Annotated in this window: 13 protein-coding genes; 6 read left to right on the forward strand and 7 right to left on the reverse strand. The window is 43.9% G+C overall.

Annotation, left to right across the window (positions count from 1 at the left end; all coding sequences use genetic code 11):
- Positions 1-594: 594 nt before the first annotated feature.
- Positions 595-747, forward strand: coding sequence for a hypothetical protein (locus RMY64_RS24565; RefSeq protein ID WP_322690443.1), 153 nt, complete (start codon positions 595-597; stop codon positions 745-747).
- A 72-nt stretch (positions 748-819) separates the two neighbouring features.
- On the opposite strand, the gene murI is transcribed toward RMY64_RS24565, so the two are convergent.
- From murI to RMY64_RS24585, 4 genes are all read right to left on the reverse strand, one after another.
- Complete coding sequence (gene murI, locus RMY64_RS24570) at positions 820-1,686, reverse strand: glutamate racemase (protein ID WP_322701372.1); 867 nt, start codon at positions 1,684-1,686, stop codon at positions 820-822.
- Between the two features lie 129 nt (positions 1,687-1,815).
- Positions 1,816-3,729, reverse strand: coding sequence for an N-acetylmuramoyl-L-alanine amidase (locus RMY64_RS24575; RefSeq protein ID WP_322701373.1), 1,914 nt, complete (start codon positions 3,727-3,729; stop codon positions 1,816-1,818).
- Positions 3,730-4,230: 501 nt separating this feature from the next.
- Positions 4,231-6,105 carry an N-acetylmuramoyl-L-alanine amidase gene (locus RMY64_RS24580; protein ID WP_322682947.1) on the reverse strand — a complete coding sequence of 625 codons (1,875 nt, stop codon included), beginning with the start codon at positions 6,103-6,105 and terminating at the stop codon, positions 4,231-4,233.
- 628 nt (positions 6,106-6,733) lie between these two features.
- The gene (locus RMY64_RS24585) at positions 6,734-8,212 is read right to left on the reverse strand and encodes a cation:proton antiporter (RefSeq protein ID WP_322674238.1); all 1,479 of its coding nucleotides are present in this window, start codon (positions 8,210-8,212) and stop codon (positions 6,734-6,736) included.
- Between the two features lie 325 nt (positions 8,213-8,537).
- On the opposite strand from RMY64_RS24585, the gene RMY64_RS24590 reads away from it, so the two are divergent.
- Complete coding sequence (locus tag RMY64_RS24590; protein WP_322701392.1) at positions 8,538-9,281, forward strand: SIMPL domain-containing protein; 744 nt, start codon at positions 8,538-8,540, stop codon at positions 9,279-9,281.
- Positions 9,282-9,419: 138 nt separating this feature from the next.
- Here the strand turns inward: RMY64_RS24590 and RMY64_RS24595 are convergent, their stop codons facing one another.
- Positions 9,420-9,782 carry a single-stranded DNA-binding protein gene (locus RMY64_RS24595; RefSeq protein WP_322682945.1) on the reverse strand — a complete coding sequence of 121 codons (363 nt, stop codon included), beginning with the start codon at positions 9,780-9,782 and terminating at the stop codon, positions 9,420-9,422.
- A gap of 375 nt (positions 9,783-10,157) precedes the next feature.
- On the opposite strand from RMY64_RS24595, the gene RMY64_RS24600 reads away from it, so the two are divergent.
- The 4 genes from RMY64_RS24600 to ribD all read left to right on the forward strand — a co-directional run bounded on the left by RMY64_RS24600 (position 10,158) and on the right by ribD (position 14,296).
- Positions 10,158-11,165: a rod shape-determining protein gene (locus RMY64_RS24600; RefSeq protein WP_322674271.1), complete on the forward strand. Its 1,008-nt coding sequence runs from the start codon at positions 10,158-10,160 to the stop codon at positions 11,163-11,165.
- Between the two features lie 101 nt (positions 11,166-11,266).
- Positions 11,267-12,061, forward strand: coding sequence for a rod shape-determining protein MreC (mreC, locus tag RMY64_RS24605; protein WP_322674239.1), 795 nt, complete (start codon positions 11,267-11,269; stop codon positions 12,059-12,061).
- A gap of 25 nt (positions 12,062-12,086) precedes the next feature.
- Positions 12,087-12,704, forward strand: a complete 618-nt coding sequence (mreD, locus tag RMY64_RS24610) for a rod shape-determining protein MreD (protein ID WP_322701374.1) — start codon at positions 12,087-12,089, stop codon at positions 12,702-12,704.
- A 350-nt stretch (positions 12,705-13,054) separates the two neighbouring features.
- Entirely contained in the window at positions 13,055-14,296 is a 1,242-nt protein-coding gene (ribD, locus tag RMY64_RS24615) for a bifunctional diaminohydroxyphosphoribosylaminopyrimidine deaminase/5-amino-6-(5-phosphoribosylamino)uracil reductase RibD (RefSeq protein ID WP_322701393.1), read from the forward strand.
- A gap of 130 nt (positions 14,297-14,426) precedes the next feature.
- Here ribD and RMY64_RS24620 read toward each other — a convergent pair whose 3' ends face one another.
- Entirely contained in the window at positions 14,427-14,645 is a 219-nt protein-coding gene (locus tag RMY64_RS24620) for a hypothetical protein (RefSeq protein ID WP_322674241.1), read from the reverse strand.
- Between the two features lie 367 nt (positions 14,646-15,012).
- Positions 15,013-16,827 (reverse strand): protein kinase domain-containing protein, encoded by a 1,815-nt coding sequence (locus RMY64_RS24625; protein WP_322701375.1) that lies wholly within the window; start codon positions 16,825-16,827, stop codon positions 15,013-15,015.
- Between the last annotated feature and the right edge of the window lie 92 nt (positions 16,828-16,919).

Here is a 16,919-nt window from a genome sequence, read left to right on the forward strand (position 1 = left end):
AGCTCTTCAAAAAATTTGAAATTTAGCAGCCGAATAAGCTCAAAATTCAGGGTCGTTGTGTTACGCTAAAATATAGGAATTTTAAATTTTGTAAGATATTCGCAGCCCAAAAGTTAAGTCAGCTACTAGTTGATTTTACTTAATTGGTGCTGTGAGCCTAAAATAAATATTCGTCGGTTAGATTAAGGGAATAAATTCTTTAATTTTTCCTACGATGGGTAAAACTCCTGGTTTGGAGCTATGTGATATCCCTATGGGAAGCCGCTACACGTACTTAGCGCACGTAGAGCGCAAGCATTGCTCTTTATTGCAGCAGTTTAAGCAAAAATAAAGCAGATCGAGTAGACCGCTGAGAATCGTAGTTTTAGATTGCTAAACGGCAAGCTAACTGCTGTGGGATCTATGGTTTGCAAGAAGTCGCATTAGGTCATAAATTCTTTGTCCGTAGAGGATTTTATCTCTATAGGTAATTTTACCATAGGAAACTACAGTCATCAAGAATGTACTTGCTTGGCTGAGGTTCTACTAATTTTATGAAATTTTATATTCGTTTAGAAGGGTGCTAGTAGAACAATGATTTACGGAAGTATACCTATGATGATTTTTATTTTAGCCTCTGGATATTTGTTCACAGTCTACCTGTTATTAGCACTGGCGAAGCGAACGGGTACAAAAACTGTTCCTACAAGTTTCTCTTCATCTACCAAAGGAAAACATAAGCAGGAGATATCAGTTAATAGTCAATAGTCATTTGTCATTTGTCCTTAGTCCTTCGTCATTTGTTTCGATAAATGACTAAGGACTAGGGACTAATTAGTTTTATTGGAGTTGGGAAATAGCGATATCGGTGAAAGAAACCTCTTCAACCATTGGTGTATAGCCTAGCCACTGCACTCCTGACTGAGAAAACTGTTGCGGACAACCGCTGACGGCGAAGCGAGTTGGTAATGGTAGATGAGTATTTCTTAAGCCTAGTAAGTCTAGTTCTTGCGCACAAGCCGCCACAACATGAACAGCTGGATCGACCAACTGGACTTGAGAGGGGAGGAGCGATCGCAGTACTGGTGTAAGGTGGGGATAATGGGTACAGCCGTGAACTAGGGTGTCAATTTCCTGCTCTAATAAAGGCTCTAGGTAGGCTCGTGCGACTTGTGCAGTGTAAGGATCGTGAATGCGGTTTTGCTCAATCAATGGCACAAACTCTGGACATCCAACTTGCCAGACTTGGACATCGGGAGCAATTTCGAGAATAGCGTGCTTATAAGCATTACTTTTAGCTGTAGCTGGAGTGGCAATTACACCAATCCGCTTTCCTTGCTGCACCGCAGCTTTTGCACCCGGTAGGATTACTCCCAAAATGGGTATGCTAAATTCTTGACGCACGGTTTCTAGGGCTAAAGCAGAACTGGTGTTGCAAGCCATAATTACCATTTTTACTTGCTGCTGTTGAAGCCAGGTAATAATTTCACGTGTAAATCGTAAAATTTCTGCTTGGGAACGAATTCCATAAGGAAGTCTAGCTGTATCCCCAAAGTAAACAATTGATTCATTGGGGAGTTGTCGATATATTTGTCGCAGTACTGTCAGCCCACCCACACCACTATCAAAGATGCCAATTGGGGCACGTTGGGGTTCTCGATCGGAAAAATCGTCAAGATTTCCTTCAAAAATGGAAGATGAATACACAGGCAGATATATATTTAGGTTTTGGGATTTAAAATACAGAATTTAGCAGACAATCTCTAATTTGACTACTAAATTCTGCGCGTCAAAGAAGTTTAAATACCACCTCTTTAATTAGTAATTTGTACTATATTACCTCTGCTGTAAGTATTTTAGAATGCCACGAGCGATCGCTTCTGCCATCCGATTTTGATATTCTGGTGTTCCCAATCTGGGATTATCCTCGTAACCAGTCATATAGCCTGTTTCTACCAAAATCGAAGGCATGGAGCTTTTCCTGAGAACATAGAATCTCGCTTTGCGAGTTCCCCGATCTTTAATAGTACCGATGTCCTGGAGAATGGTTTTACGAACTACTTCAGCCAGACCATAACCACTATCGAAATAATATACTTCTAACCCATTGACATCAGGGCGATTATCAACGGAATTAGCGTGAATACTGACAAACAAAGTCGCATTAACTCGCTTGGCAATATCTACCCGTCCCTGAAGTTCTACGAAAAAGTCGGCATCCCGGGTTAGTACCGCTTGTACACCATTTTGCTCTAAAATTGCTCCTACCCTTTTCCCAATAGGCAGAATCACATTCTTTTCTAAAAGTCCTCCCAATCCAGGGGCACCTGAGTCTTTTCCACCATGTCCTGGGTCAATAACTACTAGCAATTTCCCTCTGGGAACTGAGGGGCGTGGCTGTGGCTGGGAGATTGGACGGGGATTATCTATGGGATTTGGTAATTGTCCTTGGTCTGGTAATGGCAGAGGAGGTAAAGCAATGGGTGGTGTGATGCTGCTACTACGTCGTAATTCTAAAGCTAAAAGCTGGTCGCCAACTTGGTTGAGTTCCCCAATTTGTACTCCAGCGGCTGGTTGAACCAAGACGGTGACAGTGTTGGATTCTTGTGGTTGCAGGCGTACCCGCAAAATCGGGCTATTAGGATTAAAAGTCGGGCCTGTGACTTTCGGAGCTAACTTAGCATTGTTGATAGTGATGCGGAACAGACCAGAGGTTCTATCCCAGCCTCCTGTAGCAGACAAAGTTTGGTCGGCTCGAATCAGCAGTTGTGTACCATTATTAGCCAGTTGTACAGACTGAATGCTAGCAGGTGTGTTACTTGGTGCTATGGGACGTGGACTGTTACTTCCAGGCAACTGGGCAACTCCACGACTGGGTAGAATCACAAAACCACCAACACTGCTAGTGGTTGCTCGCCAATTTGGACTATTTTCATCTACTTGTAAAGTCAGGCGAACAACAGATGGACTAGTTTGCAGCTGGCTGAACTGGATACGGCTAACACCATAGCGATTAATTGACAAATCTCGCTGTTCTAAACTTGGTGATAGAGTTGCGCCAGCAATATCGATGTTAATTGCTTTTTGATCGTTGCTACGATTTACCTGAATCTGAGGATTACCACCATTGGTACGGACAAAAAAACCATCACCAGTGACTTGTAAGTTCTCAATTTGAGTAACTTTGGCGACAACCATTCTGTTGTTCAGCGCTCTGGTATTCAGTGGATTTACAGAGCCGCTTGTTACCACATTATAAATATTCCTTGGGGGAAATGTTGGTGTAGATGTTCTGGGTGAAGTATCAGAGACTATAGCTTGTTCTGGTTGCCCTTCAGTGTTTCTTGCAGGTACATTGTCCGCTTCTGGTCTAGGCAATTGCACTGTCCAGCGATCGCCAGTTGTACCTACAAATTGCACTCGTTTGGGGTCTAAACTATAACCCGGAGTCAGTTCAACCACTATGCGTGTTGTTTGTTCGTCAAACTGCCCAACACGAATAGAACGAATTGCACCCCCCACTTGTTGGGTTAGCTGCGGGCGGCCAAATGTGGTTCCTGGTAAATCAATTACTAGACGAGTCGGGTTAAATATTAATTGTGCTTGGGGTTGAACATCCCCTTGAGTATTAATTTCCAGCTTGTTTTGATTGGCATCAAAACGCCAAGATTCAAGTCTCGCGGCCATTGCCGGCGACGATAGCATGAAGATGGTTCCAATAGTACTGGATAGTAACCAGCGTAATTTCACAGTCTTTTCTCCTGATTCACATTTATGGGAGCCGTCAACATCTCAACATATTGGCTAATCCTCACACCGTCACCGCGCACACTTGAGTTTTGCGCTGTTATTAAGACACAGCTAATGGCGTAAAATATAGCACGCTCCTCTGATTTTGCCATGCCATTAGCCTATATAAATTTGACTGCCAATTTTAGATTTTAGATTCCCGATTTTAGTTTTCTGCCAGACTAGGGTCTTGCTACACTACCACCTGTTGTAGGTGATACAAATCCAAAATAGTTTGACTGAGTGTAGCCGTACCTTCCAAAGAAGCAAGCTACACATAGCGTTCCGCAGGACAATCTAAAATCCAAAATTTGTTGAATTGCAAAGTATCAAATGACAATAACAAAGAAGCTACTCTTATTCCGCCGCAAGAATACTTAAATTGTTTTACTACTAAATTGGATAAAAATGGTAAAGATTAGATGTACTTACTCAACAATTTAGAAATTTAGACTAAATTACTTATCTTCTCTTTAGATACTGAAGAACCCCACGAGCGATCGCTTCTGCCATTTGATTTTGGTAAGCTGAGGTTCTGAGCCTAGCCATATCCTGTCGACCAGTCATATAACCCGTTTCCACGAGAATAGAGGGCATAGAACTTTTTCTGAGGACATAAAATCTGGCTCGCCGCACTCCCCTGTCTCTGACATTCAGGCTTTGGAGAATACTGTTATGGACAATGCGAGCTAGACCCAAACCACTGTCGTAATAATACGTTTCTAACCCATTAACATCGGGACGACTCGCACCTGCGGAATTAGCGTGGATGCTAACAAATACATCAGCATTAGCTCGCTCTGCTAATTGCACCCGTCCCGGAAGAGTAACAAAATAGTCAGAATCCCGCGTCATAATAACCTGTACGCCATTTTGCTGCAAAATCTCACCTAGCCTTTTACCAATAGGCAAGATAACATCTTTTTCGCGCGCCCCACCTATGCCAAGCGCTCCTGAGTCTTTACCACCATGTCCGGGGTCAATAATAACTACCACTCGCCCATTGGTAACTCGGCGCTGTGGTTGTATTAGGGGTCGCGGATTTGGATTGTTTGGGTCTGGGAATGGCCCGCGGTTCGGCGGTGGTAGCCCAGGTAAAGCATAGGGTGGTCTTCCGGGAAGGGTGACAACTCGCCGAGAACCTTGTATTGGTACCAAAAGCTGGTCGCCGATTTGCTGGGGTTGCCCAATTTGCACTCCTCCTGCGGGTTGAACTAAAACAACCACTGTATTGGATGCTTGAGGTTGCAGACGTACCCGAAGAATGGGGCTATTGGGAGCAAAAGTAGGCCCTATAACTCTGGGAGCTAACTTGGCATTGGTAATTGTGACTCTGAAAATACCTAAGGATCTATCCCAGGTTCCCGTAGCAGATAAAGGTTGGTTGCCTCTAATTAGCAATTGTTTGCCATTATCCGCAAGTTGCACAGATTCAATTGTTGCTGGCGAGTTATTGGTAGATGCTCTACTGGGAAAGGAAACGGCTTCTGACTGATTGTCCGAATTATTACTTCTAGGCAATCTGACAACCCGACTAGGTAAAACAATCAAACCACCATCGCTACTATTAGTTGCTCGCCAATCTGGGCTATTTTTATCTACTCGCAAAGTTAGGCGGACACCAGGAGGTTGGCTTTGCAATGAGGTGAATTCGACGCGGCTAATACCATGTTTGTTAACGGGTATATTACTCTGCTGCGTCAGACGTGGTGATAAAGATGCACCAGAGATATCTAGAAAGATGGTAGCGCGATCGCGGCTACGAATTACCTGAATCGGAGGATTACCACCACTGGTACGAATGAACAACCCATCACCTGTTACCTGTAAGCTCTCAATTTGAGTTGCCCCTCGTGTAGTAGTAGCAACCCTTGAAATATTAGATTGACGTTCGGAGTCTGGGGTAACTACACTGTAAGCACTTCTAGGAGATGAAGCTACTTTTTCGACTTCTGGTTTCGGTAATTGCACCGTCCAGCGATCGCCAGTTGTACCAACAAATTTCACTCGTTTCGGGTCTAAACTGTAACCAGGAGTCAATTCGACAACTATGCGTGTTGTATCGATATCAAACTGTCCAACACGAATTGAGCGAATTCCACCACCCACCTGTTGGGTTAACTGTGGACGACCAAATGTAGTTCCCGGCAAATCAATTACCAGCCGAGTTGGGTTGAAAATTAGTTGTGCTTGGGGTTGAACTGCTCCCACAGTATTAATTTCCAGCCTGTTTTGATTGGCATCAAAGCGCCAAGATTCAAGTCTCGCGGCCATTGCTGGCGACGATAGCATGAAGATAGTTCCAATAGTGCTGGCTAGTAACCAATGTAATTTCACAGTCCTTTCTCCTAATTCACATTCATGGGAGCCGTCAATATCTCAACTCATTGGTAAATCATCACACCATCACCACTTAAACTTGACTTCTGAATCCCTTGTTTGATTTTTAAGCCAGTATTTAGACACACTTAAATCATCGATCGGGTTTCAAATTAAGTTTAAATCCCCATGCGAAACCTTCCACCTTTACAGGTGGAGAACTCTGACTCCCAATAAAGCTAGAAAACTGATAATTGATAGCTGTTTACTGATAAGTGTTTGTTCTTTGCTGCCATCGATGCACTGAATAAATAATTCCCATTACTGTCAAACGATCTAGCAAAATTATGGGTGTTACTCCCCAATTATCTGGAAAATATTCAGATAAAGGCTCACAAGCCCAGGGAGACTAGAAATTAAGTAACATTCTGAATGCTGGTAGAAATTATAAACAAATGATTATTCTACAATCACACGGGACGGAGATTTGAGGATAGAAGTTTCCACTGCACAATTGGAGCAGAGGGGCAGGGGAGCAGGGGAGCAGGGGAGCAGGAGGAGAATAACTCCTAACTCCTAACTCCTAACTCCTAACTCCTAACTCATTACTCCTAACGCCCCATTCCCCATTCCCCATTCCCAATAATTAACGATCGCCAGAATCTGGAGTTACTCCCAAATTGCTGCTGTCATTTGATGCTGGCACCCTCGACTGAGGTGGTTCAATTACCAACGAAGTCCCAGAGGAACCGTCTAAAATTAGTTGCTCTGAATTTCCGTCCACGGTTTTTGGATCTGGAAACACAAATCGTAACAATGGAGGAGCTAAAAAGGTTGTCAAGATAACCATCATGATAATTGCTGCCCCTAATGGTTTCGAGAGAGCGCCACTGGCAGCGCCGACACCAGCAAACACTAACCCAACCTCGCCTCTAGGAATCATCCCCACACCGATCGCTAAACGGTTGATTTCCGGTTGACCAAACACGCTTAAACCTGTGATTACTTTACCGAGAATGGCTACTGTAATCAGGAAAGTTGCCATAATTAGACCTTCACGATTGTCGGGAATTGCTGGGTTTAAAACTCCCAAATCGGTTTTTGCCCCAACAGTCACAAAGAAAATTGGCACTAACATATCGGCAATGGGACAGACTTGCCTTTGCAGTTCTTTACGCTTATCTGTTTCTTCTAGAACTAAACCAGCTGCAAAAGCTCCTAAAATTGCTTCTAATTGGATGACGGCGGCCAGGTATGCCATAGCAAAAGCGAAGACGAATGCTGGGATTACTAGTCCACCGCGTGTTTTGAGTTGATCGGCGATCGCTACAAAGGACTTATTGAAAACATTCCCTAGTAGGATTGCTCCCAAAATAAAACCAGTGGCACTGATAATCAAATAAATCACTTTGCTGACATCCACCACGCCGTCTTTAGCTAAACTGGCAACTACCGCTAAAACGATGATTCCTAGTACGTCATCAATTACCGCAGCACCCAAAATAATCTGCCCTTCTTTAGAATTGAGCCGCCCCAATTCTGACAGCACTTTGGATGTCATCCCAATACTAGTAGCAGTCAAAGCCGCCCCTGCAAAAATTGCAGGTATAGCGCTAATCCCAAACAAAGTCATTAGACCCACAGTCCCAGCAGCAAAGGGTACTGCTACCCCAACTACTGCGACAACAGTAGCTTGAATACCAACTGCCATTAAATCTTTTAAATTCGACTCCAAGCCGATTTCAAACAGCAAAATGATCACACCCAATTCTGCCAGAACGGAAATGACCTCGGACTGGGCTGCAAACACTGCTGGAGCGGCTTCAGGCGTTAAACCAGCAGTGGTTTGAAGGAAGGACACAATCAAAGAATTAGAACTGTCTGTGCCGCCTTCTGGAAACACTAAAAGATGGAAAACAGAGATGCCAACTACCACACCGCCAACGAGTTCGCCTAAAACAGGCGGCAAACCCACTTGGTTTGATAACTCTCCACCAACTTTGCTGGCGAGATAAATGACTACTAAGCTTAGTAGCACTGCTTCGACTACCATTGAACTGTCTGCGGCTTGTGTTGCGCTAGCCAGCAGAGGAAAAGAGAAGTTGATTGGTTCTAACAAATGCATTAGGTTCTCTGAAAATCCTTCTCTTTGATTTTGACGCGTTTCTGAAAAACATCCTATGGAGAAGCAATCCGAATTCAAAATGAATACGGCGTAAACGTTTCATTTAGGCTGTGCAGTACTAGTGTAATTTTTTTAGTTTCAAAAAATGTAACCATTTCAGCTTTTGACGATCGCAGTGTCAAAGTAAGAACATACGAATCGTATCTGGCGATCGCACTTAAGTTGTGAAAAACTTGTGGTGGCTGTTGGTTCTCAACGACCAGCAGCAGATTGCTATATACCTTTATTTAAAACATCTGTGGATACTTTGAGGAGTGCAAATATGATGACTAGAGCCGCTTTACCCGGTTCTCATTTTCCATCGGCAAACCTGTGGAAAATACTGCCTTTAGCAATGCTTGTATGTGCAACTTTTGCACTACCTGCATTCGCACAAGAAAAAGATAGATTGTCACGAACCCTTAGTGTCAGTGGTCGCGGAGTCGAAACAATTCCGACAACTCTGGCACAAGTTAGTTTAGGAGTGGAGATTCAGGGGAAAACAGCCCAAGAGGTACAGCAAGAAGCCGCTCAGAGGTCATCGGCGGTGGTTGCGTTTCTCAAGAGCAAAAATGTTGAAAAATTACAAACTACCGGTATCCGTCTCAATCCGGTTTACAGCTACACCAATAATGTGCAGCGAATTACAGGCTATGCTGCCACTAACACTGTGAGTTTTAGTATTCCTGTTGAGCAAGCTGGGACATTATTGGATGATGCAGTCAAAGCCGGTGCAACACAAATTAACGGCATTACTTTTGTTGCGAAAGATGAAGCGATCGCCGCGGCTCAAAAGCAAGCATTAAAAGAAGCTACTCAAGACGCGCGGCAGCAAGCTGATGCCGTTTTTAGTGCCTTGGGTTTTAAATCCAAAGAAATAGTCAGCATTCAAGTTAATAATGCCAGTGCGCCTCCACCACTACCAATGTTTTTACGGGCTGAGGCTGCGAAATCAGCTGATGCTTCCACCCCGATTGTTGGTGGTGAACAGCAAGTAGAAGCATCGGTGACGTTGCAAATTAGTTATTAGTCATTTGTCATTAGTCCTCTCTTACAAAGTTCTGATCGCCGGAAGCCGGCGCTCAGACTTTGCGCTTTGTCATTTGTAAAGGCAAAGGACTAATAATCAATGCCCACTTGCCCTGAGCGGAGCCGAAGGGATGCTCAATTAAAAATGTTCTGAAGACATATCTCCTGTACCGCCTTCTGCATCTCGCTTAGAGCCTAATAAATCAAGTTGATCTACTTGAATCACTGGTGACGATCGGTTTGCTCCTGTTTGGCGATCGCTCCATGTGTCAAACTTCAAAGAACCTTTGACAGCAATTTGCCTGCCTTTACGTACATAATTGCCTGCCACCTCCGCCGTTTTTCCCCATAGTTCCAAATTAAACCAGTCGGTATGTTCACCTTCTTTTGTGCGACGATTAACAGCTAGTGTTAATTTACACTTCACACTACCAGACTCAAAATACTTAATCTCCGGGTCGCCGCCTACACGACCAATGAGGGTGACAACATTGATACTCATCGTGTTACCTTTCAGTACAAACGTACTTAGCAATTTCGACTTTCATCATAGCGAATTGTGAAAGACTTGAAAATAATCTGTTAAACAGTTAACAATATAATTGACTTGAAAATTTATACACATTATTTGGAGTAAACACATAAAAGTATACGGATATACTAAGTTAACCAGAGAATATTAAAAAGTACGGCGCTTGAGACATACTAAATATTTCTGGGAATCATATAAAAATATTGTCTAGTTTACTCAACTTAGGATACAAACATAATCGAATCAAGCACGATTAACTCTTACCGTTGTAGTCAAAAAAAGTATCGCACATAGGGGGCTTACAGACGCGTGGGTATTTTTAGGAACTTTCGCACTTCATGGGATATGGGTATCGACCTTGGTACTGCAAACACCCTGGTTTATGTATCTGGTAAAGGTATTGTACTACAAGAACCTTCTGTAGTTGCTATCGATGTCAACGAAAAGGTTGCACTAGCAGTAGGAGAAGAAGCCAAAAAAATGCTCGGTCGCACACCGGGAAATGTGATTGCTTTGCGTCCTTTGCGGGATGGTGTAATCGCTGACTTTGATATAGCCGAACTGATGCTGAAAAGCTTTATTCAGCGTGTAAATGAAGGTAAATCTCTAATCCTACCCCGAATTGTCATTGGTATTCCCAGTGGCGTCACAGGAGTAGAAAGACGAGCGGTGATGGATGCAGCTCACCAAGCAGGAGCCAGAAAAGTCTATTTAATCGATGAACCTGTAGCTGCGGCTATTGGTGCAGGACTACCTGTTGCCGAAGCGACTGGCAACATGATCATCGATATTGGTGGTGGGACAACAGAAGTTGCAGTGCTGAGTCTTCAAGGTACGGTAATCAGCGAATCTGTACGTATTGCTGGAGATGAACTGACTGATGCGATCGTTCAGTATATTAAGAAAGTTCATAATTTAGTCATTGGTGAACGTACTGCCGAGGAAATCAAGATTCGGCTTGGTTCTGCCTATCCGACTAATGATGATAATGACGCGATGATGGAAGTCCGAGGCTTACACCTGCTTTCGGGTCTACCGCGAACTGTAACCATCAAAGCCCCAGAAATCCGTGAAAGTATGATGGAACCGCTATCAGTAATTATCGAAGCTGTGAAGCGGACACTAGAACGCACACCGCCAGAACTGGCAGCAGACATTATTGACAGAGGGATTATGTTAGCTGGTGGCGGTGCTTTGCTCAAAGGCATAGATACCCTTGTTAGCCATGAAACAGGGATTATTACCCACATTGCTGCCGATCCTTTGAGCTGTGTTGTGCTGGGAACAGGTCGTGTGTTAGAAAACTTTAAACAGTTGGAACGAGTTGTTATCGAAAGCTCTCGCAATATGTAACAAAAAAAATATCAGACTTGAGTTCTATTTGAGTTCTATTTGGGTTCTATATACATAGAATCCAAGTAGAACTTAATTTATATAAGTACATGTAGGTATATATGGTGACAATACGGCGTTGGTGGGATCGTAAAGGGTTGCAAATTGGCTTGTTAGCTTTAGTAGTTGGTAGTGCTTGGATATTGCGACAGACTCAAGGAGAACTAGTGCTTGAGACATATCAGGCAATTACCCGTCCATTAGAGATGTTGCAGTCAGGGCCAACTCCAGAAGAACGTCTTAGAGATGCCCGGATAATGGAATTGCAAACCCGTATAGTAGATTTGGAAAGTCAAAAGACAAAATTACAAGATTTATTAGGCTATGTGGAAAAAGAGCCACTAGCATCACGGCCAGTTCCAGCACGGGTGGTGGGACGTAGTGCTGACCAATGGTGGCAACAAGTGACGCTGAATCGCGGTGCAAATGCAGGGATTCAGGAAGGCTTCATAGTCAAAGCAGAAGGCGGATTGGTGGGTTTGGTGGAGAGCGTAACTCCTAATACTAGCCGCGTGTTGTTAATCAGTGACCTCAAGAGTCAAGTGGGTGTATCGATTAGCCGCACAGCAGCTAAAGGCGTTTTACGAGGAGATTCTTCTGCTGAAGCTGTATTGGAGTTTTATGAAAAAGTTCCAAATGTGAAAGTAGGAGATTTAGTTTCCACATCTACTTATAGTCAGAAATTTCCCTCTGGTTTGGCAGTAGGACGAATTAAGTCGTTGGATTTAAAGAAACTCCCGGCATCAGTGGCGAAAATTGAGCTTTTTCCGCCAATCCGTTCTCTTGATTGGGTAGCTGTTTATCCCAAACCAGAAAACCAAGAGTCGGCAAATCAAGTGCCGCAAAAGTCTAAGTAAATTCTTTGAAAAAATCACTAGAAAAATGAAGATTCCTGCATTTGGTGGTAGCAGGCAGAAAAAGCCAAAATCGTCAGAGCGAAAATCGAAATTCCAAATCCAGCCGCTGGCTCGTTGGCATCCCGGTATACGTCAGTTGTTTGGTTGGATAGTGACGGCTAGTTCTGTACTGTTATGTTTGCTATTATTACCAACCCGATTCCCAGGTATGGAATTGTTGGGAATTGGCCCTAACTGGTTATTAATTTGGGTAGTAGCTTGGAGTGTGAAGCGCACGGTGTTTGCCGGAGCATTAGCTGGTATAGTTCTGGGGCTACTTCAAGATTCGATGACATCACCTAGCCCGACTCATGCCATCAGTTTAGGGATAGTGGGGGCTTTAACTGGTCTGCTCCAGAAACAGCGTTTTATCGAAGAAGATTTTATTTCGATTGCTGTAATTGTCTTTGTTTTGGCAGTTTTGGCAGAAACTATCTTTGGGTTGCAATTAACTTTGCTGGGCAATGAGCGCAAGGTGACAGATATTTGGACATATTATCAGCGCGTCGCTCTTGCCTCTGCCATTCTGAGTAGTCTGTGGGCACCTGTCGTCTATTATCCGTTGAATCTTTGGTGGCAGCGGCTGAAATTATTGGAGCAATAGTAAAGTTAGAGACGCGATTAATCGCGTCTGTACAAGAATTAGGAGTAGAGACAGGATTAATCGCGTCTGTACAAGAATTAGGAGTTAGGAAGGGAATAGGTTACAGGTGACAGTAAAGAAAATTATCTTTTGTACCCTGTAACCTAAATCTTTATGAATTTGAGCAACCTCTGGCAATATGGATTCAAGTTACAGTGAACTGTAAGTCTGAATATTACAGACTCATGTAAGTTGAGACAGCCAATAATAGCGCCTAGATATTACTGTTTAATTATCAGGAGCAAAGCGCGATTCTCTTGTGGAGAGGCTGCGCGATCGCGTGCAGAATATTTACAGTGTTGCCTAAAATTATGGATAATTCCCCAGTAATCGCTCAAGCAGATGCATCCTTACCAAATTACACTCAGGAAAATACACCAATAGTGGAGTCAGCAGCTGGCTCGAATTCACCACCGAAGCAAAAGGTAGGAACTGACTTTGACTCTCGTATGATGCTGCGGTGTTTAGAACTTGCCCGTCGCGCTTTAGGGCGGACTTCGCCCAATCCGTTAGTGGGAGCGGTGATTGTCAAGGATGGCGAGATTGTCGGCGAAGGATTTCATCCTCGCGCAGGTGAGCCTCATGCAGAAGTGTTTGCCTTGAGGGCAGCAGGCGTTGGCGCAGCCTCTCCTCAGGAGAATCGCGCTCGTGGTGCAACAATCTATGTCAGCCTCGAACCTTGCAATCACTACGGACGTACTCCCCCTTGTTCGGAAGGATTGATCGAAGCAGGGGTGGCAAAAGTAGTAGTGGGTATGGTTGACCCCAATCCACTGGTGGCTGGAGGTGGCATCGCCCGTTTACGAGCGGCAGGAATCGAAGTATTGGTTGGAGTAGAAGAGGAAGCCTGTCGTCAGCTAAATGAAGCTTTTGTGCATCGCATTCTCTATAAACGACCTTTGGGAATTTTAAAATATGCCATGACTTTAGATGGCAAAATTGCTACTACCTCTGGTCATAGCGCTTGGGTGACAAGTCAAGAAGCCCGCAGTGAAGTACATCTAGTGCGGGCGGCTTGTGATGCCATAATTGTCGGCGGTAATACAGTCCGACAAGATAATCCTTACTTAACCAGCCATCAGGTGGGGGCACATAATCCCCTACGAGTGGTGATGAGTCGCCATCTTAACTTACCGGCCAGTGCCCATCTGTGGCAAACCGCGGATGCTCCAACTTTGGTGTTGACACAGAAGGGTGCTAACCCCGATTTTCAAAACCTGTTGCTCAACCAGGGTGTGGAGGTGGTGGAATTAGCATCACTGACACCGGATAAGGCAATGGCGTACTTATATGAACGAGGTTTTTGTAGCGTGCTGTGGGAGTGTGGTGGTACTTTAGCTGCTAGTGCGATCGCTCAAGGAGCAGTGCAAAAAGTTTTGGCATTTATTGCCCCAAAGATCATTGGTGGTAGTATTGCTCCCACACCAGTGGGCGATTTAGGTTTTACTACCATGACTGAGGCGTTGTCTTTAGAACGTGTTCGTTGGCGTGTAGTAGGCTCTGACTGCTTAGTGGAAGGTTATTTTTCCCCAAAAGCTAATAGTCAACAGTAATAACACTTGACGATCGATCTATTTATTTATCTTGATTTTGCGTTGGCGTAGCCCGCACTTCTCTGTGAGACGCTGCGCGTAGCTTGCTTCCACGAAGTGGTACGACAAAGCTCAGTGACCGCCGTAGGCATCATGAACATTGGCGTTCATGGGCAAGATCGCGTATGAGGGCTAGTCGAGATTGAATGTAATGGCTAAGAAAATCAGTTTCGTTAGAATCTAACAACACTTGCGTTTCGGTTTGTTTCACTAACCACTGTACCAAGCTAGCATCATCCAGTTGTAAAAGGAGCTTGGCTTGAGCGGTTTCAACCACTGACCAAAGCTGACGTATGATTGTAGGAGTCATCAGACCTCAATTGAATAATTTAGCTTTGCTGTCTTCAGATTACACAATTCCAATCGAACTTTACGACATGAATGTAGAAGCTGAGACAAGTATTATTAAAAACTTAATAATGGTATTTATAACTTTATGAAGATTAAGAATTGAAAATAAAGAATGGGGAATGGGAAACACAGATTTTTATGGATTTAGTTGCAAAATTTAGAAAACAAATGCACTAATTCTAAAAATTGGGTTTTTGTGTTTGGGAAGACTGAAATTATCTTGATTGTAGCCGAATAAAGTCAGTTTTTGAATCACTATGTTGAATACTGAGTCTGTCTTGTAGGATACAAAAATCTAACTTTTGAGAATAATGTTTGCCAGAAAGTTAACACTGTTTGGCTGTAGATGGATTTACAAAATCATGTAAATCTGCATCCCAAATGCTGATGTAAATAAAATCACATTGTTGGCGGATAATTTGACCCTTGACTGAGCCATTTTTAAAACTAAAATTATCAGATTGACGCTGTTGTACCTGTTTGAGTCCCTGCTTAATTTCTTCAGTGGCTTGCCCTGCTAACATTCCATTCAAGGTAGTCTCCATTACTTCTGGATCTACCGATTGAGCAAAAGATACCTCAGTTTGACGCAGCGTTTTAGAATTGCGATCGAATAAGTAGCCAAGGTCAATTTTGTTTGGCACTAGTTTGTAAACGACAGCACGAGTTTTGCCCCATGCGCCTCTTAAATCTTGATTTGGTTTGCCGAGGGTAGCTTCTACGATGTTTCTTGTTGTACCTGTAGGGAATGCGGGAACGCTTTCTCTGCTGGCAGTGGCAGCTAATTTACTGCGCGGCTTATTTTGTGGTGTAGAACGAACTTCTGGTTTAGGAACTGCGCTTACCTCATCCTTTGGTTCTGGCTGTGGTGTGGATACTGCTATCGGCGCTGGAGTATCTGAAGTGAGAGGCTCTTTTTCTGGCTGTGGTATGGGTACAACTGGAGAATTAGAGGTTGGTCGCCGTCGTGGTGGTGAGCTAGGGATAACTGGAACTGGAGACGTTTGGGAGGAAATGGGCGGTTCGGTAGATGCAGAAGTAGGAAAAGATTCTGGCGATGGCGTGGGATTTGTGCCAATGGTTGTTTCTGGTTGTTGCTGACGAATGATGCTAGGAATTGCTACTGCACCAATCAAGCCGCCTATCAACAAACTACCAACAATCACAGCAGGTTTTTGCCAGTTTCCAGGATTGGAAGACTCTGGAATCGCAGAATTGTTTTGTGGAGAATATAATGGCTGAGTTTGCCGAGTCGATGCGGTGGGAGAAAAACTAACTCTAGAAGGATTTGCAGTTAACTCAGTAGGTATATTACTAGCAGATTGCAGGGCGTATAGCATTTTACTAGCAGTGCTGTAGCGATCGCCAGCATGAGGCTTAATTGCCTGATTGAGTACCGCGGCCAATTGAGAAGAGACGTTAGGGACGTGCTGCTGCCAAAGTATTTCCCCAGTTTTTAGATCGGTTACTAGTTCTTGCGGGTGTTTGCCAGTCAGCAGATAAATTGCTGTTAAACCTAAACTGTAGATATCAGTGGCGTAAACTGGGCGACCAACGGCTTGTTCGCTAGGCATATATCCCGGCGTACCAATGACAAGCGATCGCGTGGGGTATCCTGGAGAATTCACCACTGAACGGATTGTTTCTTTGACTGCACCAAAATCAATCAACACTGGCTCGTTATCAACAGAACGCAGAATAATGTTATCTGGCTTGATATCCCGGTGAATAATGCCTTTACTGTGAACATAATCTAAAACTGAAAGCAGACTCAAGAGAATTTGCCGAACAGCAGTTTCACTCTCAAATCCTTTGGCTTCGACAATTTTTGTCAGAGTTTGACCGTGAATCCATTCTTGGACGAGGTAAAACTGTCCATTCTCAGAAAAGTAGGCATAGAGTTTGGGAATTTGGTGACTACTTTCACCCAAATACTCCAAGGTTGCGGCTTCCCGTTCAAACCGTTGTTGGATAAGTTGGTAGGTTTGCGGGTCATTATTGGTTATTGGTTTTAGTTGCTTGATTACACAGCGACGGCGAGAAGGCATGTGGACATCTTCTGCTAGAAAGGTTTCGCCAAACCCACCAGCGCCGATTACCTGGATAACTTGATAGCGATTGTTCAGCAGGGTTATTGTCATGAAAAATTATAAGCGTAGACACCCAGTGCGGAGCCTGAGACTTCTTGTCTTCTCCAAACTTGTCGTCAGACATCGCCCTTTCCAAATGTACA

This window comes from Nostoc sp. DedQUE08 (assembly GCF_034530895.1).
GTDB lineage: Bacteria > Cyanobacteriota > Cyanobacteriia > Cyanobacteriales > Nostocaceae > Nostoc.